Origin of the sequence: Streptosporangium sp. NPDC000563 (assembly GCF_040299985.1) — a bacterium.
Taxonomy (GTDB): domain Bacteria; phylum Actinomycetota; class Actinomycetes; order Streptosporangiales; family Streptosporangiaceae; genus Streptosporangium.
Genome location: NZ_JBEPDA010000014.1, coordinates 90,286 through 116,734, shown reverse-complemented (window position 1 = coordinate 116,734; position 26,449 = coordinate 90,286). Strand labels below are relative to the sequence as shown.

General features: G+C 69.9%; 23 protein-coding genes. 18 read left to right on the top strand and 5 right to left on the bottom strand.

The window, feature by feature from the left end; genetic code table 11:
- Positions 1-170 precede the first annotated feature (170 nt).
- The 4 genes from ABT352_RS27105 to ABT352_RS27090 form a co-directional block, all read right to left on the bottom strand.
- A complete protein-coding gene (locus tag ABT352_RS27105; RefSeq protein WP_350947747.1) occupies positions 171-1,088 on the bottom strand; it encodes an EamA family transporter in 918 nt (305 codons plus the stop codon).
- Positions 1,089-1,316: 228 nt separating this feature from the next.
- Positions 1,317-2,744 (bottom strand): glycosyltransferase family 39 protein, encoded by a 1,428-nt coding sequence (locus ABT352_RS27100; RefSeq protein WP_350947746.1) that lies wholly within the window; start codon positions 2,742-2,744, stop codon positions 1,317-1,319.
- Positions 2,745-2,923: 179 nt separating this feature from the next.
- Entirely contained in the window at positions 2,924-3,691 is a 768-nt protein-coding gene (locus tag ABT352_RS27095) for an ABC transporter permease (RefSeq protein WP_350947819.1), read from the bottom strand.
- A 35-nt stretch (positions 3,692-3,726) separates the two neighbouring features.
- A complete protein-coding gene (locus tag ABT352_RS27090; protein WP_350947745.1) occupies positions 3,727-4,635 on the bottom strand; it encodes an ABC transporter ATP-binding protein in 909 nt (302 codons plus the stop codon).
- 240 nt (positions 4,636-4,875) lie between these two features.
- On the opposite strand from ABT352_RS27090, the gene ABT352_RS27085 reads away from it, so the two are divergent.
- From ABT352_RS27085 to ABT352_RS27040, 10 genes are all read left to right on the top strand, one after another.
- Complete coding sequence (locus ABT352_RS27085) at positions 4,876-6,108, top strand: multidrug effflux MFS transporter (protein WP_350947744.1); 1,233 nt, start codon at positions 4,876-4,878, stop codon at positions 6,106-6,108.
- 105 nt (positions 6,109-6,213) lie between these two features.
- On the top strand, positions 6,214-6,993 hold the full coding sequence (locus ABT352_RS27080; RefSeq protein ID WP_350947818.1) for a helix-turn-helix transcriptional regulator: 780 nt from the start codon (positions 6,214-6,216) through the stop codon (positions 6,991-6,993).
- The gene (sufB, locus tag ABT352_RS27075) at positions 6,990-8,402 is read left to right on the top strand and encodes a Fe-S cluster assembly protein SufB (protein ID WP_344920891.1); all 1,413 of its coding nucleotides are present in this window, start codon (positions 6,990-6,992) and stop codon (positions 8,400-8,402) included. Before ABT352_RS27080 ends, sufB begins: the two co-directional genes overlap by 4 nt.
- A complete protein-coding gene (gene sufD, locus ABT352_RS27070; protein WP_350947743.1) occupies positions 8,402-9,523 on the top strand; it encodes a Fe-S cluster assembly protein SufD in 1,122 nt (373 codons plus the stop codon). Before sufB ends, sufD begins: the two co-directional genes overlap by 1 nt.
- Positions 9,520-9,837 (top strand): Rieske (2Fe-2S) protein, encoded by a 318-nt coding sequence (locus tag ABT352_RS27065; RefSeq protein WP_350947742.1) that lies wholly within the window; start codon positions 9,520-9,522, stop codon positions 9,835-9,837. The genes sufD and ABT352_RS27065 overlap by 4 nt, the downstream gene beginning before the upstream one ends.
- A 1-nt stretch (position 9,838) precedes the next feature.
- Positions 9,839-10,609 (top strand): Fe-S cluster assembly ATPase SufC, encoded by a 771-nt coding sequence (gene sufC / locus ABT352_RS27060; protein ID WP_440099144.1) that lies wholly within the window; start codon positions 9,839-9,841, stop codon positions 10,607-10,609.
- On the top strand, positions 10,609-11,868 hold the full coding sequence (locus tag ABT352_RS27055; RefSeq protein ID WP_350947741.1) for a cysteine desulfurase: 1,260 nt from the start codon (positions 10,609-10,611) through the stop codon (positions 11,866-11,868). The genes sufC and ABT352_RS27055 overlap by 1 nt, the downstream gene beginning before the upstream one ends.
- Positions 11,869-11,986: 118 nt before the next feature.
- Positions 11,987-12,424, top strand: coding sequence for a Fe-S cluster assembly sulfur transfer protein SufU (gene sufU, locus ABT352_RS27050; RefSeq protein ID WP_350947740.1), 438 nt, complete (start codon positions 11,987-11,989; stop codon positions 12,422-12,424).
- Positions 12,421-12,816 carry a metal-sulfur cluster assembly factor gene (locus ABT352_RS27045; RefSeq protein ID WP_350947739.1) on the top strand — a complete coding sequence of 132 codons (396 nt, stop codon included), beginning with the start codon at positions 12,421-12,423 and terminating at the stop codon, positions 12,814-12,816. The genes sufU and ABT352_RS27045 overlap by 4 nt, the downstream gene beginning before the upstream one ends.
- Positions 12,817-13,184: 368 nt before the next feature.
- Positions 13,185-14,876 carry a DEAD/DEAH box helicase gene (locus tag ABT352_RS27040; RefSeq protein WP_350947738.1) on the top strand — a complete coding sequence of 564 codons (1,692 nt, stop codon included), beginning with the start codon at positions 13,185-13,187 and terminating at the stop codon, positions 14,874-14,876.
- A gap of 261 nt (positions 14,877-15,137) precedes the next feature.
- Here ABT352_RS27040 and ABT352_RS27035 read toward each other — a convergent pair whose 3' ends face one another.
- Positions 15,138-16,166 (bottom strand): LacI family DNA-binding transcriptional regulator, encoded by a 1,029-nt coding sequence (locus ABT352_RS27035; RefSeq protein WP_350947737.1) that lies wholly within the window; start codon positions 16,164-16,166, stop codon positions 15,138-15,140.
- Between the two features lie 163 nt (positions 16,167-16,329).
- Between ABT352_RS27035 and ABT352_RS27030 the strand changes: the two genes are divergently transcribed.
- The 8 genes from ABT352_RS27030 (at position 16,330) to ABT352_RS26995 (ending at position 26,417) form a co-directional block, all read left to right on the top strand.
- Positions 16,330-18,111 carry an ABC transporter substrate-binding protein gene (locus ABT352_RS27030; protein WP_350947736.1) on the top strand — a complete coding sequence of 594 codons (1,782 nt, stop codon included), beginning with the start codon at positions 16,330-16,332 and terminating at the stop codon, positions 18,109-18,111.
- A gap of 130 nt (positions 18,112-18,241) precedes the next feature.
- Positions 18,242-19,237, top strand: a complete 996-nt coding sequence (locus ABT352_RS27025) for an ABC transporter permease (protein ID WP_350947735.1) — start codon at positions 18,242-18,244, stop codon at positions 19,235-19,237.
- Positions 19,234-20,139 (top strand): ABC transporter permease, encoded by a 906-nt coding sequence (locus ABT352_RS27020; RefSeq protein WP_386207982.1) that lies wholly within the window; start codon positions 19,234-19,236, stop codon positions 20,137-20,139. Before ABT352_RS27025 ends, ABT352_RS27020 begins: the two co-directional genes overlap by 4 nt.
- A complete protein-coding gene (locus ABT352_RS27015) occupies positions 20,140-21,081 on the top strand; it encodes an ABC transporter ATP-binding protein (protein WP_350947734.1) in 942 nt (313 codons plus the stop codon). It abuts the gene before it with no gap.
- Between the two features lie 17 nt (positions 21,082-21,098).
- The gene (locus tag ABT352_RS27010) at positions 21,099-21,986 is read left to right on the top strand and encodes an ABC transporter ATP-binding protein (RefSeq protein WP_350947733.1); all 888 of its coding nucleotides are present in this window, start codon (positions 21,099-21,101) and stop codon (positions 21,984-21,986) included.
- 1 nt (position 21,987) lies between these two features.
- A complete protein-coding gene (locus tag ABT352_RS27005; RefSeq protein WP_350947732.1) occupies positions 21,988-24,360 on the top strand; it encodes a glycoside hydrolase family 2 protein in 2,373 nt (790 codons plus the stop codon).
- A gap of 438 nt (positions 24,361-24,798) precedes the next feature.
- The gene (gene iscB / locus ABT352_RS27000; protein ID WP_350947731.1) at positions 24,799-26,154 is read left to right on the top strand and encodes an RNA-guided endonuclease IscB; all 1,356 of its coding nucleotides are present in this window, start codon (positions 24,799-24,801) and stop codon (positions 26,152-26,154) included.
- Positions 26,154-26,417, top strand: coding sequence for a phosphoribosyl-ATP diphosphatase (locus ABT352_RS26995; protein WP_350947730.1), 264 nt, complete (start codon positions 26,154-26,156; stop codon positions 26,415-26,417). The genes iscB and ABT352_RS26995 overlap by 1 nt, the downstream gene beginning before the upstream one ends.
- Positions 26,418-26,449 lie beyond the last annotated feature (32 nt).

Below are 26,449 nucleotides of genomic sequence, written 5' to 3'. Positions count from 1 at the left end.
GGGCCCGCCTCATTCCGGTGGCCCGCCCGAGAGGATTCTCGTCGAGGCATCGCACCGGCTCCACCGGCGTCTCACCTCTGCGCCGGGGCCATGGTCCGGAGAAGCGTCGGGGCGGGTCGGAAGGGCCGTGGGGGCGCCGTCACCGAATCGGTGGCGTGGGACCCGAGAGTTCAGCCGGTGCTGCGGGTGGCGCCGACGCTGGCGATGACCACGCAGCCGATGGCGGCCCACTCGCGCATCTGGAGCACCTCGCCCAGGAGCAGCAGCCCGGCCAGCGCGGCCATCGCGGGCTCCAGGCTCATCAGGATGCCGAAGACCCGTTTGGGCATCCTGCGCAGCGCTTCCAGCTCGATCGAGTAGGGGATGACCGACGACAGCAGTCCCACCCCGAGCCCGATCAGCAGCAGCTCGGGCTGGAGCAGGTCGGCGCCACCCGAGGCGATCCCGACGGGGGCGACCAGCAGGCAGGAGACGATCATCGCCAGGGCGAGGCCGCTCGTTCCGGGGAAGCGCCGGCCGACCGAGGCCGACAACAGGATGTAGCCGGCCCAGCAGACCGCCGCCACCAGGGCGAAGGCGATCCCGGCCCAGCTGATCCTGGAGGCGGTCCCGCCCCACGGGGCGAGCAGCACCACGCCCGACCCGGCGAGCACCACCCAGAACAGGTCGAGGCGGCGGCGCGAGGCCGCCACCGCGACGCCGAGCGGGCCGAGGAACTCGATCGCCACCGCGATGCCCATCGGCAGCCGGGCCAGCGCCTCGTAGAACGACAGGTTCATCACGCCCAGCGTCACGCCGAACGCCACCCCGGCGCCGATGTCCGCCCTGGACAGGCCGCGCAACCGGGGTCTGACGACCGCGCCCAGGATCAGGGCACCCGTCGCGATCCGCAGGAACACCACGGCGCTCGGCGGCAGCTGGGAGAACAGGTCCTTGGCCAGGCCCGCGCCCACCTGCACCGACATGATGGCCAGCAGCACCAGACCGGACGGCGGGATGGCGTCGGAGGCCGCTCTCAGCAGCGTTCCGGGCCTGGGCAGCCTCGGCTTGTACGGCTCGGCGGGCCCGTGCAGGGCATCGGCGGTCACGACTCTCCTTGGTCATGCGCAAAACGACATATGACACCTTACTTGTCGAGGTCGTCGTTTTCACGGCTGTCCGTGATGTGAGACGGCACCTGATCGGTGGCGGGCCGGGGCGTGCGACGACCCCGTGGGGGGCTTCCGGCGGTTCGCCCTCCGCCGGAAGGACGCTCCCATGGTTCGTCAGGCGACGAGCCGGACCTCACCGGGAGGCGTTCACCTCCATCCTCACTGTCAGGGAAGGGGGGTCTCGCCGGTCGTGCGGCGTCCGGCGTCCGGCGTGCGGGTGTAGAGCGCGACGGTCATGCCGGGTACCCGACCCGTCCGCCAGGACCTGGCCCGGACGAATCCCTCCTTGACCAGGGTGATCACCCGGCCGACGCGCGAGGCCGCCTCCGCCCCGCCCCGCCAGATCACCCAGACCCGCTCGCGCCCGGCCACGGCGGTGGCCACGTCGGAGCGCTCCGGGTAACCGAAGGAGTGGGACAGGGGCGCGGGCCCGGCGAGCAGCACGTCGTCGGGCAGCCCTTTACCGCCGTGCCGCGTCCGGTCGTAGTAGCGAAAGCCCTCGCGCAGGGAGGAACGTCCGTAGAGGAGGGCGTCCCCCGGCCGGCCCTCGCTCGCGAGGATCCGTACCGCCCGGGGGAAGTTCTCGTGGTGCCCGTCCTCCCCTCGCAGGTCCAGCTGGCCGGGGAGCCCGGCCGCCAGGACGCCCGCCAGCGCGATCCCGGTGACCAGGTGAGGCAGCGCGGCGAGGGTGAGCCCGGCCAGCAGCGCGTACGCGGGCACCGTCGCGAACAGGTAGCGGTCGACGTAGACCGGCGAGACCAGGTGGGAGAGGGTGAACAGCAGCAGGGGCGGCAGAGTCGCCCAGGAGCCGAGCAGGACGATCCAGAGCCGGTCGGCGCCGTGTCTCCGGCCCAGGAACGGAGCGGCGGCGGCGACGGCGAGCACCACGCACCCGGCCAGGGCGGTGCCCCCGGCCATCTTGGGCAGGGCGAGGAACACGTCGGGTCCCGGCAGGGTGATCCAGCTGATCGCGTGCCGCTCGGCGAAGCCGACCGCCGTCCAGACGGCCCCAGGGACGCAGCCCACGGCCATGCAGGCGAGCACCCTGGGCAGGACGCCCCGCCCGTACGACCCGACCGCGAGCAGGTGGGCGGCGAGGACGAGCAACGCGAACACCTGCGTGCAGCCCAGCAGCGCGACGGCGGCCGCGTATCTCCACCAGGCGCCGCGCCGTCCCGGCTCCTCGATCGCCCGGTACAGCGTCCAGGTGGCCAGGACCGCCGCGGCGGCGGCGAACGCGTAGGAGCGGATGTTCTGCCCGTGGTAGGAGACCGAGGGCAGGAAGACGTAGACGGCGGCGGCGGCCAGTCCGGCGGGCTGCGAGCTCAGCCGGCGGCCCAGGTCGGCGATGAGCGCGGTGGCCGCGCCGGTCGCGAGCGCCGAGGGCAGGCGCATCCACCACTCGGCCTGCCCGAACTCCAGCCACAGGTGCATGAAGGCGTAGTAGGGCAGGAAGTGCCCGTCGATGTGCTGGGCCAGCTCCCAGAGTCCCGCGGCGCCGCGGCGGGCCGCGCTGAGAGTGGCGAGTTCGTCCCCCGACTGGGAGACCGTGGACGAGCCTGCGACGGAGACAAGCGTGGCAACGATCCCCATGGCCAGAGCTGGCCAGATTCGCCCCGTATGTCGTGTCGCCGGACGGGATGAAGATCGCGTTCCGGTAATGATCACCTGGAGGATGGTAGATCTTGGAGATCATTCTGGTTGATCTTTTGCGGTGATAGGTGGAGAAATTCCCGATTTAGGCGATCTCTGGTAACCGGTTTCCGGGCGGGTCACTCCCAGCGGAACGTCCGGGAGGTGAGGAAGAGCGACACAGCCGCCCACGCCGCGAGGATCGCCACGGCGGCGAGCGGTGCTCCCGTGCCGTCGCTCAGGACCGCGCGGAGCCCTCCGGTCAGCGCCGAGATCGGCAGCAGCTCCAGCACCGGCCGCACCGCCTCGGGAAACCTCGCCAGCGGGAAGGCGACCCCGCCGCAGGCGAGCAGGAGCAGGTAGACGAGGTTCGCCGCGGCGAGCGTGGCCTCGGCGCGCAGCGTCCCCGCCATCAGCAGGCCGAGCCCGCTGAACGCGGCGGTGCCCAGCACGATGAGCGCCAGGACCGCGAGCGGCGAGCCCGTGGGGTGCCAGCCCAGGGCGAGCGCCACCGCGCAGATGACCGTCACCTGGACGACCTCCACCGCGATCACCGCGAGCGTCTTGGACAGCATCAGCCCGGTCCGCGACAGCGGGGTCGCGCCCAGCCGCTTCAGCACGCCGTAGCGGCGCTCGAAGCCCGTCGCGATGGCCTGCCCGGTGAAGGCGGTGGACATCACGGCGAGCGCGAGCACGCCGGGGGTCATGAAGCCGATCCGGGAACCGCCGCCCACGTCGATGATCGGGGCGGAGGAGAGGCCGACGAGCAGCAGCACCGGGATGATCATCGTGAGCAGCAGCTGCTCGCCGTTGCGGAGCATCGCCCGGATCTCCGCTCCAGCCTGGGCCGCCACCATCCGGCCCAGCGGCGCGGCTCCGGGGGCCGGCGTGAGGTCCAGGGTCGTCATCATTGGGCTCTCCTGCGGTCTGGGTTTCGAGGGCGTCACCGGAGCTCACGCCCGGTCAGTTCCAGGAAGACGTCCTCCAGGGTGCGCCGCTCGATGCTGAGGTCGTCGGCGGTCACGCCCTCGGCGGCGCACCAGGTCGTCACCGTGGCCAGGAGACCGGGTACGACCTGCCCCTCGATGATGTAGTGCCCGGCCGGCGACTCCTTGGCCGTGCTGCCGGCGGGCAGGGCGGCGAGCAACTCGTCCAGGCAGAGGCCGGGGCGGGCGCGGAAGCGCAGCTGCCGCTCGGCGCCGGTGAGGGAGGAGGGCGTGCCCTCGGCGACGACCCTGCCGCGGTCGATGATCACGATCTGGTCGGAGAGTCTCTCCGCCTCGTCCATGTGGTGGGTGGTGAGCACCACCGAGACCCCGCTGGAACGCAGGTCCTTCACCAGCTCCCAGCAGGCGTGCCTGGCCTGCGGGTCCAGGCCCGCGGTCGGCTCGTCGAGGAAGACCAGCTCCGGGCGGCCGATGACCGCTCCGGCCAGCGACAGGCGCTGCTGCTGGCCGCCCGACAGCCTGCGGTACGGGGTGCGGGCGTGCTCGCTCAGCCCCAGCCGTTCCAGCAGCGCCGCGGGGTCGAGCGGGTGGGCGTGGAAGCGGGCCATCAGCCGCAGCCACTGCCCGCAGCGGGACGCGGGGGGAACGCCGCCCGCCTGGAGCATCACCCCGACCCTGGCCCGCAGTTCCGGCCTCGACGGGTCGAGCCCGAGCACTCGCACGGTGCCCCCGTCGGCCCGGCGGAACCCTTCGCAGATCTCCAGGGTGGAGGTCTTGCCGGCCCCGTTGGGGCCCAGCACCGCGGTGACCGCGCCGCGGGCGGCGTTGAAGGTCAGGCCGTCGATCGCGGTCGTCCCGCCGTATCTTTTGACCAGGTCGACGATCTCGACGGCTGGGGAGTCCATGGCCACGAGTTTAGGGACCGTGCCCGCCGGTCACGCTGCCGGACCACGCGTCCGCGGCCGCCGGGAACCCGTTTCCCGCGCGGCGCCCGGCCGCCCTCCGTTCACACCTAAAGGTTTTTTCGAGGAAATTTCCGAAAAGCAGGAATTCGGATGACCGGTTGTTGGTTGGGACGCTTCGGCCCCTGTGGGCCGTCATCGCCCGTCAGTGGGGGCGTGGCCTGCGAAAAAGGGGATACGGGTATGACCGCGGCCGCCGTCGAGCCGGAGGTGGCGCCGATCGTACGGCGCAGGGGACTGCTGCTCGCCATCCTGGGAGCGCTGTCGGCGGTCGGCCCTCTCGCGATCGACATGTATCTTCCCGCCTTTCCCTCCATCGCCGCCGACCTGGGCAGCGGGCAGGCGCAGGTGCAGCTCACCCTCACCGCCTGCCTCATCGGATTCTCGGTCGGGCAGGTCGTCGCGGGCCCGATCAGCGACACGCGCGGACGCCGGGGCCCGCTCCTGATCGGCATCGCCGCCTACGCCGCGGCCTCCCTGCTGTGCGCCTTCTCGCCCTCGGTGTACGGGCTGGTCGGCTTCCGCCTGCTCCAGGGCGTCGCGGGCGGCGCCGCGCTGGTGATCGTCCGCGCGATCGTCCGCGACCTGTACGAGGGGGCGGCCATCGCCCGCATCTTCGCCACCCTCATGCTCGTGACCGGCCTCGCCCCGATCCTCGCCCCGATCGCGGGCGCGCAACTGCTCGCCCACACCTCCTGGCGGGGGGTGTTCGTCGCGTTGAGCGTCGCGGGCCTGCTGATGCTGGTCTTCGCGCTGTCCGGGGTACGCGAGACGCTTCCCGCCGAGCGGCGTGAGAGGGGCGGGCTCAGGCACACCCTCACCACCTTCTGGCACCTGCTCCGCGACCGCCCCTTCATGGCCGCGACCCTCGCCGGAGGGCTGAACTTCGCGGCCATGTTCGCCTACATCTCCGGGTCGCCCTTCGTGCTACAGGACGTCTACGGCACCTCGGCGCAGACCTTCTCGCTGGTGTTCGGGCTGAACGCGCTGGGCCTGACCATCGCCGCCCAGGTCGGCGGGCGCCTCGCCGGGCGCCTGGACCCGGCCCGGCTCATCCTCGCCGGGCTGTTCCTGGGCGTGGCCGGAGCCGCCGGGGTGCTCGCCGCGGCCCTGTTCCACCTGCCGCTGCCGGTGCTGGTCACCGCGCTGTTCACGATGATGTGCGGGGCGGGCCTCGTCCTGCCGGGCAGCGGCGCGCTCGCCCTGGCCGGTCAGCCCGCGCGGATCGCCGGGAGCGCGGCCGCGCTGACGGGCGTGCTGCAGTTCGCGCTCGGCGCCGTCGCCGCACCGCTGGTGGGGCTGGGCGGGGAGGGATCCGCGCTGCCGATGGCCGTCGTGCTGGCCGGTTTCACCCTCGCCGCGCTCGCCGCCTTCGCCGGGCTGCGTGGGACCGCGCGGAGCGTTTCCCCAGCTTAGGTAAGCCTTACCTGCGTGATGAACCACATTCCGGACGACCGTACATCGGGTTTGTAACTCGGGAAGCAATTACGGCACACTGATGTTGTGAAATACGTGACCGGGATGCAGGACACCGAGGGAGCCGCCATCGCGCGGCCCTCCGGCGTGTCCGCCGAGCGCAGCACGCGAGCGCGTGTCGCCCGGCTCATCCTGGAACACGGGCCCATCACCGCCGCCGCCCTCGGCGAGCGGCTCGGCCTCACCCCCGCCGCCGTCCGCAGGCATCTCGACGCCCTGCTGGCCGAGGGGATGGCCGAGGCCCGCACCGCGAGGCCGCGAGGCCAGCGCGGGCGCGGGCGACCGGCGAAGTTGTTCGCGATAACCGACGCAGGCCGCAGCGCCTTCGAGCACGCCTACGACGGCCTCGCCGGGAGCGCGCTGCGCTTCCTGGCCGAGCGCGTGGGTCCCGAGGCCGTGGCCGAGTTCGCCCACTCCCAGGTGGCCGGCCTGGTCGACCGCCTGAGACCGAGGATGAGCGAGGTCCCCGCCGACCAGCGGGTCCGTGTCCTCGCCGAGGCGCTGTCGGCCGACGGCTACGCCGCCTCGGCGAGCAAGGCGAGCCTCGGCGGCGAGCAGCTGTGCCAGCACCACTGCCCGGTCGCGCACGTGGCCGCGGAGTTCCCGCAGCTGTGCGAGGCCGAGACGGAGGCGTTCGCGCGCATCCTCGGCACCCCCGTGCAGCGGCTCGCGACCATCGCCCACGGCGACGGCGTGTGCACCACGCACGTCAGCCCCCACAGAACACCGGGGCCGGGCGCAGGAGACTCCCCGGCACCCGATCCGGCGCGATCGCCGGCAATCCACGAAACGATCGACACATCGAGCAAGGAGACCGGAAGGTGACTGTCACCGACCGCCCGGAGCTGGAAGGCCTCGGGAATTACAAGTTCGGCTGGGCCGACTCGGACGCCGCAGGAGCGACGGCCCGGCGTGGCCTGTCCGAAGAGGTCGTCCGCAACATCTCCGCGCTGAAGAGCGAGCCGGAGTGGATGCTGGACCTTCGTCTGAAGGGGCTGCGCCTTTTCGGCAAGAAGCCCATGCCCAACTGGGGTTCCGACCTCAGCGGCATCGACTTCGACAACATCAAGTACTTCGTGCGCTCGACGGAGAAGCAGGCCGCCTCCTGGGAGGACCTGCCGGAGGACATCAAGAGCACCTACGACAAGCTCGGCATCCCCGAGGCGGAGAAGCAGCGCCTGGTCGCCGGCGTCGCCGCCCAGTACGAGTCCGAGGTGGTCTACCACAAGATCCGTGAGGACCTTGAGGAGAAGGGTGTCATCTTCGTCGACACCGACACCGCCCTCAAGGAGCACGAGGAGATCTTCAAGGAGTACTTCGGGACCGTGATCCCCGTCGGCGACAACAAGTTCGCCGCGCTGAACACGGCCACCTGGAGCGGCGGCAGCTTCATCTACGTGCCGCCGAACGTCAACGTGGAGATCCCGCTCCAGGCCTACTTCCGGATCAACACCGAGAACATGGGCCAGTTCGAGCGGACCCTGATCATCGTGGACGAGAACTCCTACGTCCACTACGTCGAGGGCTGCACCGCGCCGATCTACTCCTCCGACTCGCTCCACAGCGCCGTCGTGGAGATCATCGTGAAGAAGGGCGCGCGCTGCCGTTACACGACCATCCAGAACTGGTCGAACAACGTCTACAACCTCGTCACCAAGCGCGCCGTGGCGTACGAGGGCGCGACCATGGAGTGGGTCGACGGCAACATCGGCTCCAAGGTCACCATGAAGTACCCGGCCGTCTACCTCATGGGTGAGCACGCCAAGGGCGAGACCCTCAGCGTCGCCTTCGCCGGTGAGGGCCAGCACCAGGACGCCGGGGCCAAGATGGTGCACCTCGCGCCGAACACCAGCTCCTCGGTGATCTCCAAGTCCGTCGCCCGCGGCGGCGGCCGCACCTCCTACCGCGGCCTGGTCCAGATCGAGGAGGGCGCTCACGGCAGCGCCAGCACCGTCAAGTGCGACGCGCTCCTCGTCGACCAGATCAGCCGCTCCGACACCTACCCCTACGTGGACGTGCGCGAGGACGACGTCTCCATGGGGCACGAGGCCACCGTCTCCAAGGTCTCCGACGACCAGCTCTTCTACCTGATGAGCCGCGGTCTGGGCGAGGACGAGGCGATGGCGATGATCGTCCGGGGCTTCGTGGAGCCGATCGCCCGCGAGCTCCCGATGGAGTACGCCCTGGAGCTGAACCGCCTGATCGAGCTGCAGATGGAAGGGGCCGTCGGCTGATGGGTCTCGACACAGGAAAGCCCCTGTCGACCCTCCACGAGAAGGCCTCGTACGACGTGGCCGACTTCGAGGTACCGACCGGCAGGGAGGAGGAGTGGCGCTTCACCCCGCTCTCCCGGCTCAAGGGTCTGCACGAGGGCGCCGCGGCCTCGGCGAACGTGGTCGTGCACGTCGACGCCGCCCCCGAGGTCACCGTGGAGACCGTCGGCCGCGACGACGAGCGGGTCGGTAAGGCCTACGTGCCCGCCGACCGGGTGAGCGCCCAGGCCTACTCCTCCTTCGAGAAGGCCACCGTGCTCACGGTCTCGCGCGAGGCGGTCGCCTCCAAGCCGACCGTGATCACCTTCCTCGGCTCCGGCGAGGGCACCGCGTACGGCCACACGGTCGTGCGGCTGGAGCCGATGGCCGAGGCCGTGGTCGTGCTCGACCACCAGGGCAGTGCCGTCTACGCCGACAACGTCGAGTTCGTCGTGGGCGAGGGCGCCACGCTCAAGGTCGTCAGCCTGCAGGACTGGGCCGACGACGCCGTGCACGTCTCCCACCACCACGCCCTGCTGGCCAAGGACGCGACCTTCCGCGGCTTCGTGGTCACCCTCGGCGGCGACCTGGTCAGGCTGTCACCGTCGGTCGCCTACTCCGGCCCCGGCGGCGACGCCGAGCTGAACGGCCTCTACTTCGTCGACGCCGGCCAGCACCTGGAGCACCGCCTGCTCGTCGACCACTCCAAGCCCGGCTGCCGCAGCAACGTCGACTACCGCGGCGCGCTGCAGGGCACCGACGCCCACGCGGTCTGGATCGGCGACGTCATCATCCGGGTCGAGGCCGAGGGCACCGACACCTACGAGCTCAACCGCAACCTGCTGCTCACCGACGGCGCCCGCGCCGACTCGGTGCCCAACCTGGAGATCCTCACCGGAGAGGTCGCCGGGGCCGGCCACGCCAGCGCCTCGGGCCGCCTCGACGACGAGCACATCTTCTACCTCCAGGCCCGCGGCATCCCCTACGAGGACGCGCGCCGGCTCGTCATCAGGGGATTCTTCGCGCAGCTGCTGGAGAAGATCGAGGTCCCCGAGCTTCGCGAGCGGGTGCTCGCCCGGGTCGAGGCGGAGCTTGAGAAGTGACGTTCGAAAAGGTCTGCAAGCTCGCGGACATCCCCGACGAGGGTGTCATCGGCCTTGAGGTCGACGGCACCCCCGTCGCCCTGGTCCGCCAGGGCGAGGAGGTCCACGCGCTGCACGACGTGTGCTCCCACGCCGAGGTGAAACTCAGCGAGGGGGAGGTCTACGACGGCACCCTGGAGTGCTGGCTGCACGGCTCGTGCTTCGACCTGCGCTCGGGCAAGCCCACCGGCCCGCCCGCCAACAAGCCCGTTCCCGTATACCGAGTGAAGATCGACGGCGATGACGTCCTCGTCTCGCTCTCGAAGGAGTCATAAAGTGTCTGACACGAGCCGAGTCCCCTCGGGGTCCACCCTGGAGATCCGCGACCTGCACGTCACCGTCGCCGACAAGGAGATCCTGCGCGGCGTGAACCTGACCGTGCGGGCCGGCGAGACCCACGCCATCATGGGTCCCAACGGCTCGGGCAAGTCCACGCTCGCGTACGCGATCGCGGGCCACCCCAAGTACACCATCACGAGCGGCCAGGTCCTGCTCGACGGGGTCGACCTGCTGGAGCTCACGGTCGACGAGCGCGCCCGCGCCGGCCTGTTCCTCGCGATGCAGTATCCGGTCGAGGTCCCCGGCGTCAGCGTTTCCAACTTCCTGCGCACCGCCGTCACGTCCGTCCGCGGCGAGGCTCCCAAGCTCCGCGAGTTCGCCAAGGACCTCAAGTCCGGCATGGACGCCCTGTCCATCGACGCGGCCTTCGCCCAGCGCAACGTGAACGAGGGCTTCTCCGGCGGTGAGAAGAAGCGCCACGAGATCCTTCAGCTGGAGCTGCTCAAGCCGAAGATCGCCGTCCTGGACGAGACCGACTCGGGCCTCGACGTCGACGCGCTGCGCGTGGTCTCCGAAGGCATCAACCGCTTCCGCTCCGGCGAGACCGGTGTGCTGCTCATCACCCACTACACCCGCATCCTGCGCTATGTGAAGCCGGACTTCGTCCACGTCTTCTCCGCCGGGCGGATCGTGGAGCAGGGCGGCCCCGAGCTCGCGGAGAAGCTCGAGGCGGAGGGCTACGAGGCCTACACGAAGGCGTCCGCCTGATGGACACCGGCCTTGACGTGGAGAGGATCAGGAAGGATTTCCCCGTCCTCTCCCGTGAGCTTCCCGGCGGCAGGCCGCTGATCTACCTCGACTCGGGAAACTCCGCGCAGAAGCCGACCCAGGTGGTCGAGGCGATGCGCGAGCACATGGCGATGCACTACAGCAACGTCGGCCGGGCCATGCACGTGCTGGGCGCGGAGTCCACCGAGGCGTACGAGAACGCCCGCGACAAGGTCGCCGCCTTCATCGGCGCGCCCGACCGCGACGAGATCGTCTTCACCAAGAACGCCTCCGAGGCGATCAACCTGGTGGCGTACGCCTTCGGCAACCCCGTCGGCGAGGACCCCCGCTTCCGGCTCGGCCCCGGCGACGAGATCGTCGTCTCGGAGATGGAGCACCACTCCAACATCGTGCCGTGGCAGATGCTCGCGCAGCGCACCGGCGCGACCCTGCGGTGGTTCTCCGTCACCGACTCGGGCCGCCTTGACCTGTCCAACCTCGACGAGCTCGTCACCGAGCGCACGAAGATCGTCTCGATCGTGCACCAGTCGAACGTGCTGGGCACGGTGAACCCGGTCGCCCCGGTGCTCGCCAGGGTCCGCGAGGTCGGCGCGTTGATGATGCTCGACGCCTCCCAGTCGGTGCCCCACCAGCAGGTGGACGTGGCCGCGCTGGGCGTCGACTTCCTCGCCTTCACCGGTCACAAGGTCGTCGGCCCCTCGGGGATCGGCGTGCTGTGGGCCCGTGGCGAGTTGCTCGAGGCGATGCCCCCGTTCATGGGCGGCGGCGAGATGATCGAGGCGGTCTGGATGGACCGCTCGACCTACGCGCCCGCGCCGCACAAGTTCGAGGCGGGCACCCCGCCGATCGTCGAGGCCGTCGGCCTCGGCGCCGCGGTCGACTACCTGTCGGAGATCGGGATGGACGCCGTCGTGCGCCACGAGCGCGAGCTCACCGCGTACGCGCTCGGCGCGCTGGGGGAGATCCCCGGGTTGCGGGTGGTCGGCCCGCTGGACCTCGCCGACCGGGGCGGTACGGTCTCCTTCACCCTGGAGGGGATTCACCCGCACGACGTCGGGCAGATCCTGGATGACAACTTCGGGGTGGCCGTGCGCGTGGGACACCACTGCGCACGCCCGCTCCACCTCAGGTTCGGGATTCCCGCGACCACGCGGGCGTCCTTCTACCTCTACAACACACCGGCCGAGATCGACGCACTGGTCCGCGGCCTCCACCACGTGCGGAAGGTGTTCGCCTAGCCATGCCCGAGCAGTCGAGACGGCGTACGGGCGGACGGCGGGCGGCGGACGCCCGCCGCACGGCGTCCGGCGACGCACGAGCGCACGGCGCAGCGAACGAGAAGGTGAGCACGACCCTATGATCGCCGAGTCCATGTACCAGGAGTTGATCCTGGAGCACTACAAGCACCCGCAGGGGAGGGGGCTCCGCGATCCGTACGACGCCGAGGTCCACCACGTGAACCCGACGTGCGGTGACGAGATCACCATGCGCGTGAAGCTGGGCGACGGCGGCAAGGTCGAGGACGTCTCCTACGACGGGCAGGGCTGTTCCATCAGCCAGGCCGCGGCCTCCGTGCTGCACGAGCTGGCCACCGGCTCGACCGTCGACGAGACCCTCGGTGTCGTGGAGGAGTTCACCCGGCTCATGCAGGGCAGGGGAAAGATCGAGGCGGACGAGGACGTGCTGGGCGACGCCGTCGCCTTCGCCGGGGTCGCCAAGTTCCCCGCCCGGGTGAAGTGCGCGCTACTGGCGTGGATGGCCTACAAGGACGCGGTCGTGAGGAGCACCAAATGAGCAAGGCTGTAGAGACCCCCACCACGGCGTACGACGGTGACGCCACCCATGACGAGGTCATGGAGGCGCTCAAGGACGTCGTGGACCCCGAGCTCGGCATCAACGTCGTCGACCTGGGCCTGATCTACGGGCTCCACCTGGACGCCGCCGAGGGGGCCGGTGAGGGCGCCGAGGGCGGCGAGGGGGCCGCCCTGCCGGTCGCCACCATCGACATGACGCTGACCAGCGCGGCCTGCCCGCTGACCGACGTCATCGAGGACCAGGCGCACTCGGCCCTGGAGGGCATGGTCTCCGACGTCAAGATCAACTGGGTGTGGCTCCCGCCGTGGGGCCCGGACAAGATCAGCGACGAGGGTCGCGAGCAGCTCCGGATGCTGGGTTTCAACGTCTGAGCGGCACTTCGCGGCACGGCTCGCACCCCCTCGGTTCGGGCTGTGGCCAATTGTGTGAGAGGATTTCCGAGGCCGGGAAGAAAAACCCGGCCTCGGAGTGTTGACTCCAACCGACGGACAAGCGGCCGGCCCATGCCGGACGCCCCGACCGAACCCGGCACTGCGAACGCCGGGTATGCTTGATCGTGGTTTGACTGCGTGCGGGTAAGCTAGACCCGCCCCGTGCGGTGCGCCTCGACTTGCACCGCACTACCGCCCTTCATGTGGGTGTTGATCCAGCGCGGCCTCAGGCCGTGCGTTCCAGGCTCGTCCTTTCGCAGAAGTGACGTGCCCCGTTCTTCTATCGAAAGGCACGAGTCTTCGTGACCATGCTTGACGCTGTTCTGCCCGAAATCACCGACATCACCGAGATTTCCCAGGCCCCCGCAGGTCCGTCCGAGTTCACCCTCCTCGGTCTGCCGAAGCCGCTGGTGACCGGTCTCTCCCGTGCGGGCATCGACAGTCCCTTCCCCATCCAGCGGGCCACGATCCCCGACATTCTCGCCGGTCACGACGTTCTCGGCCGTGGCCAGACCGGCTCCGGCAAGACGCTCGCCTTCGGTCTGCCCATGATGTCCCGCATCGCCGGCGCCAAGGCCCGTCCGGGCCACCCCCTCGCCGTCGTCCTGGTGCCGACCCGCGAGCTCGCCATGCAGGTGACCGACGCCCTCGAGCCGCTCGGCCGCGGCCTGTCGCTGCGGATGAAGACCGTTGTCGGCGGCATGTCCATGGGCCGCCAGATCGAGGCACTGCGCCGCGGCGTCGAGGTCGTCGTCGCCACGCCGGGCCGGCTCACCGACCTCATGCAGCAGGGTGAGTGCATGCTGGACGAGGTCCAGGTGACGATCCTCGACGAGGCCGACCACATGTGCGACCTCGGTTTCTTCCCGGTCGTCAGCGCGATCCTGCAGCAGACCCCGGCAGACAGCCAGCGCCTGCTGTTCTCGGCCACCCTCGACGGCGACGTCGACAAGCTGGTCCGCCGCTTCCTCACCAACCCGGTGACCCACTCCATGGCTCCGGCCGCCTCCTCGGTCGACACCATGGAGCACCACGTGCTGGAGGTGCACCGCGACGACAAGTTCCCGGTGACCGCCGAGATCGCGAACCGCGAGGGCCGGACCATCATCTTCGTGCGCACCCAGCACGGGGTCGACCGGCTGTGCAAGCAGCTCGCCCAGGTCGGCATCCGTGCCGGCGGCCTGCACGGCGGCAAGCGCCAGAACCAGCGCACCCGCATCCTGGCCGAGTTCAAGGAAGGCGCGATCAACGTCCTGGTCTGCACGGACGTCGCGGCCCGAGGCATCCACGTCGACAACATCAGCCTCGTGCTGCACGTCGACCCGCCCCAGGACCACAAGAGCTACCTGCACCGCGGTGGCCGTACCGCCCGCGCCGGGGAGAAGGGCACCGTCATGACGCTGGTGCTCCCCAACGAGCGCCGCTCCACCGACGCGATGACCCGCCGCGCGGGCATCAAGCCGTTCCGTCTCAAGGCGACCCCGGGCCACCCGCGCCTGGAGGAGGTCGCCGGCGCGCGGATGCCCAGCGGCGAGCCGATCCCGGTCTGGGAGCCTTCGGCGCCGGCCGCCAAGCAGCGTCAGGGGCGCGGTGGTTTCGGTGGCAACGGTGGTGGGCGTGGCCCGCGCCGCTTCCGCTCCGACCGTCCCGCCCACGGTGGCGAGGGCCAGTCGTCCCGTGAGCGTTCCTTCGGTGACGACAACCGTGGTGCCTCCGGCGGCGGCCAGTACCGTTCCGAGCGCCCCGCCGGTGGCGGCTACCGTTCCGAGCGTCCCTCGGGCGGCGGTTTCCGCTCCGAGCGTCCCGCCGGTGGCTACCGCGGTGGCGAGCGGCGCGAGCCGTTCCGCGCCGACCGTCCGGCTTCGGCCGGCGGTCACCGCTCCGAGCGTCCGGCCGGCGAGCGCGAGTCGTTCCGCGGCGAGCGCCAGGGCGGCTTCCGCGGCGGGGAGTTCCGCGCCGACGGTCGCGGCTCCTCCGCACGCGGCCGCTACGGGCGCTGATCACCAAGTAGCACCTGAGGGTTCAAGCGCGAGCCCCTGAAGGGCCGGTACGACATCCGTCGTACCGGCCCTTTCCCTGTCACCGGGCGGGGGCGGCCGCCGGATCCTGTGCGGGAAGGGCGACGGGCGTGTCTTCGCGGCGAGCACGGGCTTCGAACGCGCCGAGGTATGTCGAGGTATGTCGAGGTATGGAGCATCCGGCGCCGCTCGTCATCCTGACCAGGCGCTGAGAAGAGCTCGCGGCCCCGACGCGGAGGTCGCTCAGCGGACCTCGGAGGGTGGGGGAGCGGTGCTGGCCCTGGGGGTGAGGCGGGCGGTCTCGTCCTCGTACGGGCCCGCCTCCTCCCCGGCCTCCCCGGTGACGAGGGCGAGGAGCCTGCGGGCGGCGTGGGCGCCGTAGGCGGAGATGTCCCGGCTCAGGGCGGTGAGCGGCGGGCGGACGACGCGGGAGAGGGGGGAGTCGTCCCAGGCGACGATGGACAGGTCGTCCGGCACATCCAGGCGCAGGTCCTGGGCGGCCGACAGCCCGGCGACGGCCATGATGTCGTTGTCGTAGACGATCGCGGTGGGCCGGTCGGCGGAGCTGAGCAGTCGCCGGGTGGCGCGGGCCCCCTCCTCGCCGGTGTAGTCGGTGTGCACGGTCACGTGCTCGGCGACGCCTTCGCAGGCCTGGGCGAAGGCACGGTCGCGTAGCACGGTGTGGAGCAGGCGTGGCAGCCCGGCGACCCTCGCGATCCTGCGGTGGCCGAGCGCGACGAGATATCCCACCGTCTCGTGAACGGCGCCGTCGTCGTCGGACCAGACGGAGACCAGCGACCCGGCCCCCGACGGATGACCGACCACCACGGAGGGCAGGTCCAGCGCCTCGAACTCGGGGACGCGCGGGTCGTCCACGTGCAGGTCGACCAGGATGGCGCCGTCGATGCGGCCTTCCGCCCACCAGCGCCGGTAGATCGAGACCTCCTGCCTGTGGTCGGTGACCACCTGCAGCGTGAGCGCGTAGGAACGGGCCGACAGTTCGCTCTCGATGCCGCTGATCAGCTCCATGAAGAAGGGCTCCATGCCGAGGGTGCGGGCCGGGCGGCACAGGGCGAGGCCCACGGTGTGGGCCCGCGCACCGTTCAGGGCGCGGGCCGCGCTGTTGGGACGCCAGCCGATCTCCTCGGCGATCGCCAGGATCCTGGCGCGGGTGCTCTCCGAGACGCCGGGCTGCCCGTTGAGGGCGTACGAGACGGCGCCCTTGGAGACCCCGGCCTGTCTGGCGACATCCGTGATCGTCGGTCTTCTCATGTCACTCTCCCCGATCGGGGTGATTGTAACTGAACCGGTCCAGCCGCCTATTGACAGTGCCGACACATTGACTTTACGGTCACGTTACTTATCCGGTTCACCAGCGCATGCGGTCGCGTCTAGATCGATTGGGAGCGCTCCCATGCTGGAGAGGAGACTGTCGATGCGGATTCGACGAAGGTTCGCGATCCTCGGATTGGCGGCCTGTATGGTCGCGACCGGGTGCACCGGAGGATCCACGACGCCGTCCGCCCCGAGTGCGGCGCCGCAGGGTTCCGGCGCCGCGGCCCCGTCCGGCGGTGCGGGTGGTGCGGGCGACGCGAACGCCGCGTTCCCCCGCAACGAGACCCTGTACACCAGTGGCACCCAGTGGGGTCCCCCCGCGAACTGGAACCCGTTGCGGACCTGGGACTCGGCGGTCGGCACCAAGGGGCTCATCTACGAGACCCTGTTCCTGTACGACCCCCAGACGGACGAGTTCACCCCCTGGCTGGCCGAGAGCGGCACCTGGACGGACGACAAGACCTACGACCTCAAGATCAGGCAGGGGGTCACCTGGGCCGACGGCAAGCCGTTCACCGCCGACGACGTGGTCTTCACGGTCGAGCTCGGCAAGATGAAGACCATCCCCTACGCCAACCTGTGGGACTGGCTGGAGAAGGTCGAGGCGGTCGACCAGAGCACGGTCAGGTTCACCTTCTCCAAGGCCAACTACCAGCAGTGGGCCAACTGGGTCTACGGCAACGCGATCGTCCCCAAGCACATCTGGGAGGGCCGCTCCGAGGAGGAGGTGCTGAACGGCGTCAACGAGAAGCCGGTCGGCACCGGGCCGTACGCCTACCACAGCCACGACCAGGACCGGATGGCCCTGGTCAAGCGGGACGGCTGGTGGGCCACCGCCGCGCTGGGCAAGGACGTCAAGCCCAAGTACGTCGTCGACATCGTCAACTCCAGCAACGAGGTCGCGATGGGCCTGCTGCTGCAGAAGGGCCTGGACCTCAGCAACAACTTCCTGCCCGGGGTGGCCAACCTGGTCAAGGGCAACTTCGGTATCAAGACCTACTATCCCGAACCGCCCTACATGCTCTCGGCCAACACCGCCTTCCTGGTGCCCAACACCAAGAAGAAGCCGTTGGACGATCCCGCCTTCCGCAAGGCGATCGCCAACTCCGTCGACACCAAGAAGATCGTCGAGGGTGTCTACGGCAACCTGGTCAAGGCGGCCGGCCCCACCGGGCTGCTGCCCCAGTGGGACAAGTACGTCGACCAGGCCGTGGTGAGCGAGAAGGGCTTCTCCTTCGACACCAAGAAGGCGAAGAAGCTGCTGGCCGACGCCGGATACAAGGACGGCGACGGCGACGGGTTCGTGGAGAACAAGGACGGCTCCAAGGTCTCGCTGAAGGTCATCGTCCCGGCGGGGTGGACCGACTGGATGGAGGCGAGCCGGGTGATCGCCGAGGGCGCCAAGGCGGCCGGGATCGACCTCACCCCCGAGTTCCCCGACTACAACGCGCTCGTCGACCAGCGCGCGTCCGGCAAGTTCGACCTGCTGCTCAACAACGAGCGGCAGCTGTCCAACACCCCCTGGATGTACTACGACTACATGTTCCGGCTGCCGATCAACAAGCAGCAGAACACCGTCAACTTCGGCCGCTACGAGAACAAGAAGGTCTGGGACCTGGTCCAGGATCTCGACGGCAAGAAGGCCGACGACCTCGAGGGCATGAAGCAGGTCGCCTCGGAGATCCAGAAGATCCAGCTGGACGATCTGCCGGTGATCCCGCTCTGGTACAACGGCCTGTGGGCGCAGACCAGCAACGCGGTCTGGACCAACTGGCCCTCCTCCGACGCCGCGACGCCCAAGAGCCCGCCGACCATGTGGCGCAACTGGCTTGAGCTGGGCGGGGTGCTCACCCTGACCGAGCTGAAGCCCGCCGGAGGCTGATCCCCGCGATCCTCACCCCCCTTCCCGCGCCGCCCGCCCGGCCCTCGCCCCACCCGGGGCGGGACGACCGGCCGGCCAGGTTCCGTGGCCGCGCGGGGAGGGGCCCATCTCGCCGATTCTGGAGGATCGCGTGCGACGCTATTTCGGCCGGAAGCTGCTCGTGTACGGGCTCACCTTCCTCGTGGCCGTCACGATCAACTGGATGATCCCGCGCTTCATGCCTGGCGACCCGGTCCAGAGCATGCTGGCCAGGGCGAACGTGTCACAGCCCGCCGCCGTGGAGGCGATGCGGGCCCACTACTCGAACCTGTTCGGGCTCGACCTGCCGCTCTGGGAGCAGTACGCCAACTTCTGGGCGGCGCTCTTCCGGGGCGACCTGGGGACCAGCATCTGGCTGTTCCCCACCCCGGTGACCGACGTCATCGTGCGGGCGGTGCCGTACACGCTGGCGTTGCTCATCCCCTCCATCCTGCTCAGCTGGTGGGCGGGCAACAGGTTCGGCGCCTTCGCGGCCAGACGCAAGTGGCTGGACAACACGGCCCTGCCGATCGGGTACGTGCTCACCGCCACGCCCTACATGTGGCTCGCCATCCTGATGGCCTGGGGACTGGGCATCGTGGCCGGGATCTTCCCCGTCTCCGGCGGTTACAGCTTCTCCATGCGGCCCAACTGGTCGTGGGAGTTTCTCGGGAGCCTGGCGCTGCACTGGTTCCTGCCGTTCGTCTCGCTCTTCCTCGTCGCGTTCGGCGGCTGGGCGATCGGGATGCGCAACATGATCATCTATGAGCTGGAGGCCGACTACTCCACCTACCTGTCCTCGCTCGGGGCCTCCCAGCGGCTCATCCGGCGCTACGCGTTCAGGAACGCGGTCCTGCCGCAGATCACCGGCCTGGCGCTGCAACTCGGCGTGCTCGTGGCCGGGGCACTCGTCACCGAGATCGTCTTCTCCTATCCGGGACTGGGGCACCTCATCCTCAAGGCGATCCAGAACCAGGACTTCTTCCTGCTGCAGGGGACCTTCCTGTTCATCGTCGTGGGAGTGCTGATCGCCAACTTCATCATCGACATCGTCTACGTCCTGGTCGACCCGCGTACCAGGACCGGGATGGGAGGGGAGGCCGCGTGACCGCCGTGCCCGCGGACCCGCGCCAGGAGGGGAAGGCCGTCGTGACGGCCGTGCCCGCCAGGCGCCGCGAGGGTCTGTACTTCGCGATGCGCAACGGAAAACTGCTGGCGGGGCTCGCCGTGCTGGTCCCGCTGCTCGTCCTCGCCGTGGCCGCCCCCGTGATCGTCGGGGGCGACCCCAACGCCTACGTCGCCGCCCCCGCCTCGCCGCCCTCGGCCGAGCACTGGTTCGGCACCACCATGTTCGGCCAGGACATCTTCGCCCAGTTCGTCTACGGACTCAGCCTCACCTTCCAGGTGGGGGTGCTCGGCGGCGGGCTGGCCGCGATCATCGGCATGGCGGTCGGTTTCACCGCCGGATACCGGGGCGGGCTGGTCGACGAGGTGCTGAACATGATCACCAACATCGTCCTGGTCCTGCCCGCGCTGGCGGTGCTGCTGATCGTCAACGCCTACCTCGGTGTACGCAGCGTCGGCGTGCAGGCGCTCTTCATCGGGCTCACCTCCTGGCCCTGGGCGGCGAGGGCGATCAGGGCCCAGACCTTCTCGCTGCGCTCGCGCGACTTCGTGGACCTGGCCAGGCTCAGCGGCGTGCGCACCTGGAAGATCATCGCCAGGGAGATCGCCCCCAACATGAGCTCCTACCTCTTCATGACCTTCATCCTGCTGTTCGGCGGGTCGATCCTGATCGCCGCCTCGCTCGACTTCATCGGGCTCGGCCCGAGCGAGGGCGTCTCGCTCGGCCTGATGCTCAACAACGCGGCTCGCTGGAGCGCCCTTCACCTGGGCATGTGGTGGTGGTTCATCCCGCCGGGGGCCGGGATCACCGCCATCGTCGGAGCCCTCTACGTGATGAACGTCGGCCTCGACGAGGTGTTCAACCCGAAACTGCGGGAGCTGTAGATGACTCTGCGTGTGAACGACCTGCGGGTCCACTACAGGACCCTGCGCGGCGAGGTGAAGGCGCTCGACGGCGTCAGCTTCGACGTCGGCGACGGCGAGATCCTCGGCCTGGCGGGCGAGTCCGGCTGCGGCAAGACGACCCTCGGCAAGAGCCTCATCAGGATGGACGGGCGGATGCGGCTGGCCGGGGGCGGGGTCGAGCTGGACGGCGAGGAGCTGCCGATCGGCGACGACCGCCGGATGAACCCCTTCCGCTTCAGCCGGGTCTCCCTCATCCCGCAGTACTCCATGAGCGCGCTGAACCCCACCAGGAAGATCGGCCGGATGGTCACCGAGCTGCTCGCCTCCCGGGGCGAGCGCCTCGACGTCGCCGAGCTGGAGCGACGCCTGGACCTGGTCGAACTGCCCCGCGACGTCCTGGATCGCTACCCGATCGAGCTGTCGGGCGGGATGAAGCAGCGGATGGTGATGGTCGTCTCCACCCTGCTCGACCCGTCCCTGCTCATCGCCGACGAGATCACCTCCGCGCTCGACGTGTCGACCCAGAAGGCCGTGGCCAGGACCCTGGTGGAGTTCAGGGACCGGGGCTTCGTGCGCAGCATGATCTTCATCACCCACGACATCTCGCTCACCTACCAGATCGCCGACACGATCATGGTCATGTACGCGGGAAGGCTGGCCGAGAAGGCGCCGGCGGGCGTGATCGTCGGTGAGCCGCGCCATCCGTACACCCGGATGCTGATCTCCTCGCTGCCCGAGGTCGGCGTCCGCCACGCCGAGCGCAGACTGTCGGGCATCCCCGGCAGGCCGCCCTCACTGCTCGACCCGCCCTCGGGCTGCCGCTTCAGGGACCGCTGCCCGCTCGCCTTCGAGCGATGCGCGCAGGACCCACCGCCGGTCGAGGTCACCCCCGGCCATCACGTCGCCTGCTGGAAGGCCTGACCCGAAGGATTCGGACGATGTTGAGCCTCGAAGGGGTCACCAAGACCTACCGGGTGGGTGCCTTCGGCACCGCGACCCTCACCGCCGTGGACGACGTGAGCCTCGACCTGGCACCGGGGGAGGTGGTCTCCCTCATCGGTGAGAGCGGAAGCGGCAAGACGACCCTCGGCAAGACCGTACTCGGGCTGGTCCGCCCCACGAAGGGCCGGATCACCCTCGACGGCGAGCCGGCCAGGCCGGGCAAGGCCTACTACCGGCACGTGCAGGGGGTGTTCCAGGATCCGTTCAGCTGCTACAACCCGGTCTTCAAGGCCGACCGGGTGCTCCAGATGATCAGGAACGAGTACTTCCCCGGCGTCGCCGACTCCGAGTGGGCCGGCAGGATCGACACCTCACTCAAGGACGTCGGCCTCGACCCCGGGCAGATCCTGGGCCGCTACCCGCACCAGCTCAGCGGTGGCCAGCTGCAGCGCCTGCTGATCGCCAGAGCGCTCCTGCTCGACCTCAGATACCTCGTCGCCGACGAGATCACCAGCATGCTCGACGCCTCCACCAGGATCGACGTCCTCAACCTGCTCGCCGACCTGAAGTCGCGCGGCCTCGGGGTGCTGTTCGTCACCCACGACCTGTCGCTGGGCAACTACATCAGCGAACGGGCCGTGGTCCTGTACCGGGGACAGGTGGTCGAGTCCGGTCCCACCGACCTGGTGTTCGGCAACCCCCTCCACCCGTACACGATCAAATTGCTGTCGTCGGTGCCGAGACTCACCGCCCGGTGGGACGGCGAACCCGCCACCGCCCCCGCGGGGGACACAGGAGAGGGACCCTCCACGCTGGTGGAGGCCGAACCCGGTCACCTCGTCCGGCGGGGCGAGGGCACATCCACGGCATCCGCGGGAGCGTGAGTTGAGGGAACTACACGACGGCTGGACCCTTCACCAGGTGGGCGGGGACCTCTCGGGCGTCCCGGCCACGGTGCCGGGGTGCGTGCACACCGATCTGCTGGCGGCCGGGCTCGCCGAGGACCCGTACCTGGACGACAACGAGAGCCGGCTGACCTGGATAGGCCGCTCGGCCTGGGACTACGAGACGGTCTTCGCCTGGCACGCAGACCGGCACGACCGCACCGACCTGGTCTGCGAGGGCCTCGACACCGTCGCCGCGATCGAGCTGAACGGCGTGGAGGTCGCCCGCGTCGCCAACCAGCACCGCTCCTACCGCTTCGCGGTGCGGGAGCTCCTGCGCGAGGGCGAGAACTCGCTGCGGGTGCGCTTCGACTCGCCGGTGGAGTACGCCGAGGCGCGCAGGGCCGAGCTGGGCGACCGGCCGGGCGCCTACGAGGCGCCCTACCAGTTCATCCGCAAGATGGCCTGCAACTTCGGCTGGGACTGGGGACCGGCCGTCGTCACCTCCGGCATCTGGCGCCCCATCGGCCTGGAAAGCTGGAGCGTGGCCAGGCTCGCGTCGGTGCGCCCGCTGGTGAGCGGGGACGGGCGGGTCGAGGTGCACGTCACGGTCGAGCGCGCCGACCGTGACATGCACCTCACGCTGACCGCGGAGGTGGCCGGGATCCTGGTGGAGACGACGCTGGCCCCCGGCGAGTGCGAGGCCGTGCTGGCGCTGCGGGTGCCCGGCCCCCGGCTGTGGTGGCCGCGCGGTTACGGCGGTCAGGACCGCTACGAGCTGGCCGTACGCCTGTCCGAGCGGACCGGCGAGGCGCTGGGGGAGCCGTGGACGCGGCGGATCGGCTTTCGCGACGTCCGTCTCGACCGCACCGACGAGGCCTTCACCGTGGTCGTGAACGGCGTGCCGGTCTTCGTGCGCGGCGCCAACTGGATCCCCGACGACTGCTTCCCCGCCAGGGTGACCCGTGAGCGGCTGGCCGAGCGCTTCGGCCAGGCCGCCGACGCGAACGTCAACCTGCTGCGCGTCTGGGGCGGCGGCCTGTACGAGAGCGAGGACTTCTACGACCTGGCCGACGAGCTCGGCATGCTGGTGTGGCAGGACTTCCCGTTCGCCTGCGCGGCCTATCCGGAGGAGGAGCCGTTCGCCGCGGAGGTGGAGGCCGAGGCGCGCGAGAACGTCACCCGGCTGTCCTGGCGTCCCTCGCTGGTGCTGTGGTGCGGCAACAACGAGAACATCGAGGGCCACGCCGACTGGGGCTGGCAGGACGGCCTGGAAGGACGCACCTGGGGAGCGGGCTTCTACTACGAGCTGCTGCCCGCCCTGGTGGCCGAGCTGGATCCCACCCGTCCCTACTGGCCGGGCAGCCCCTATTCGGGGAGCCCCGACCTGGCGCCCAACGACCCCTCGCGCGGCACCACGCACATCTGGGACGTGTGGAACCGTGAGGACTACACCCGCTACGGCGCCTACCGCCCCCGTTTCGTCGCCGAGTTCGGCTTCCAGGGCCCGCCCGCCCACAGCACCCTGCGCGACGCCGTCGGCGGCGAACTCACCCCCGACGCGCCCCTGGTCCTGCACCACCAGAAGGCGCACGAGGGCAACGCCAAGCTGCTGCGCGGTCTCGGCGAGCATCTGCCCGCCCCGCGGACCTACGACGACTGGCACTACCTGACCCAGCTCAACCAGGCCAGGGCCATCACCTTCGGCATCGAGCGTTTCCGCTCCCTGGCGCCCTACTGCGCGGGCACGATCGTCTGGCAGCTCAACGACTGCTGGCCGGTCGTCTCCTGGTCGGCCGTCGACGGGCGCGGACGGCGCAAGCCGTTGTGGTACGCGCTGCGCCGCGTCTACGCCGACCGCCTGCTCACCGTCCAGGACGGCGCGGTGGCCGTGGTCAACGACGGTCCGCAGCCCTGGACGGGTGAGCTGCAGCTTCGGCGACTCGCCCTGGACGGGGAGCCGCTGGCCAAGGAGAGCGTCCAGGTCGAGGTGGCGCCCCGCTCGGTGGCGAGGATCCCCCTCCCGGACCCGGTGGCCGTCCCTCGCGACCCGTCGGCCGAGCTGCTGTCCGTACGGCTGGACGGGCACCGCGCGATCCGCTTCTTCGCCGAGGATCCGCGGGTCGCCTTCCCCACGGCCGTCTACGACACGGAGGTGACCCCCCACGAGGGCGGCGGCCTGGACGTCACCGTCACCGCCCGCACCCTCCTGCGCGACCTCGCCCTCTTCCCCGACCGCCTCGATCCGGCCTCCTCGGTCGACGACATGCTGATCACCCTGCTGCCCGGCGAGAGCGTCACCCTGCACGTCACCGGCTCGCCCGACCCCGCCGCCCTCGTCACCCGCCCGGTGCTGCGCTGCGTCAACGACTGAGCGCGGGCGGCGCGTGTCCCAGAGAGTGGACCTGCGCGCGGCGGGGCCGGTGGCCCGTTAGGCTTGACGGGCACATCCGACGATTCCGAGAGAGATCGTCAACGACCTTGGCCTGAGAGCCGGGGCTTGAGGTGCGGTTCCGCGCGCCTGAAGCCCCATGTTGACCAGCCCTAGCCATCACGAACTGGAGGTGTGATCCAGATGGCTACGTTGAACACACGTCAGCAGACCGACTCCGGAGTGCTTCCTCAGCTCCGGACCCTCGAATCCGCGTCAGCAGACACCCCCCGAGGTGGGGACGAAACGGGACGTGGACGCCGTAAGGCAACGGGTGTTCAACCTGGGCGAGGGGAGACCGGTCCGGCCGCACCGCCGCGCCGGCGTCACCCCGAGGACGCTTCGGCGCCCGAGGGAGCCAACCGTGAGGTTGATCCGGCCGTGTTCGTCCTGGACAGGTACGGCCACCCGCTGGATCCCTGCCATCCCGCCCGTGCCCGTCGCCTGCTGGCGGCCGGGCGGGCGGTGGTGGCACGCCACACCCCGTTCGTCATCCGCATCAAGGACCGGTCGATCGCCGACTCCACCGTGGCAGGTGTGCGAGTGGGCATCGACCCCGGCTCCAAGCACACCGGCCTGGCCGTGTTCACCGACCACGACGGCAATCGGACCGGTAGGTATACGATCCAGCTCGACCACCGAGGCGCGGCGATCCGTGACAAGCTCGCCGTCCGCTCGCGGTATCGACGCCGACGCCGCGGTAAAAACCTGCGGTATCGCGCACCCCGTTTCTCCAACCGCACCAAACCGAAGGGGTGGCTCGCACCGTCGCTTCGCCACCGCCTTGACACCACCTTGTCGTGGGTGGCACGGCTCACCCGGTGGACGCCGGTCACCGCCATATACGTGGAGCGGGTCGCGTTCGACACCCATGCCCTTAGCGCGGGCAAACCCCTGAAAGGGGTGGAATACCAGCAAGGCACCCTCGCCGGATACGAGGTCCGCGAATACCTACTGGCCAAATGGGGTCGGGTATGCGCCTACTGCGGCAAGCAGGACGTGCCGCTCAACCTCGACCATATCCACCCGCGCTCCCGGGGCGGCTCGGACCGGATCAGCAACCTCACCCTGGCGTGCATCGACTGTAACCAGGCCAAGAACGCCACCCCGGTGCAGGAGTTCCTGAAAGGCAGGCCCGCCCTCCTGGCGAAGATCCTTAAGCAGGTGAAGGCTCCGCTGTGCGACGCGGCTGCTGTCAACACCACGCGATGGGCGCTATGGCGAGCACTGTTGGCGACCACTTTGCTGGTGGCCGCTTCCTCCGGAGGTCACACGAAGTGGAACCGCTCTCGCACCGGCGCACCGAAGTCGCACACTCTTGACGCGTTGCACGTCGGCCCTCTGGGGGGTGTCACCGCCTGGCCCTCGATGGTCTTGGTGGTCAAGGCGACCGGCCGCGGCACCTACGCCCGTACCCGCACCGACCGTTACGGCTTCCCCCGGCTGAGGCTGCCCCGGACCAAGCAGGTCAAGGGGTTCGCCACCGGCGACCTGGTCCGCGCCGTCGTACCGAGCGGCAAGAAGACCGGTGTCCACCGCGGCCGGGTCGCGGTCCGCAGTACCGGTAGTTTCAACATCACCACCCGGCACGGCATGGTGCAGGGCATTCACCATCGCCACGTCCGGCTGCTCCAACGAGCAGACGGCTATGGCTACACCACCCACCCAGAAGCGCGGCACCGTGCCGCGTTTCCTCCCGGCCCTGAAGGGCCGGGTCTCCACGCTGGAGATAATTGATGAAGACCTTCGAAGAGCTGTACGCCGAGCTGTCCGACAAGGCGCGCACCCGGCCCGAGGGTTCGGGCACCGTGGCCGCGCTGGACGCCGGGGTCCATGCCATCGGAAAGAAGGTCGTGGAGGAGGCCGCCGAGAGCTGGATGGCGGCCGAGCACGAGTCGAACGAGCGGACGGCCGAGGAGATCTCCCAGCTCCTCTACCACGTGCAGGTCCTCATGATCGCCAAGGGGATCGGGCTGGACGAGGTCTACAAGCATCTGTGAGCCGGTGCGCCCGGCTCCCGGTCTCGTAGGCA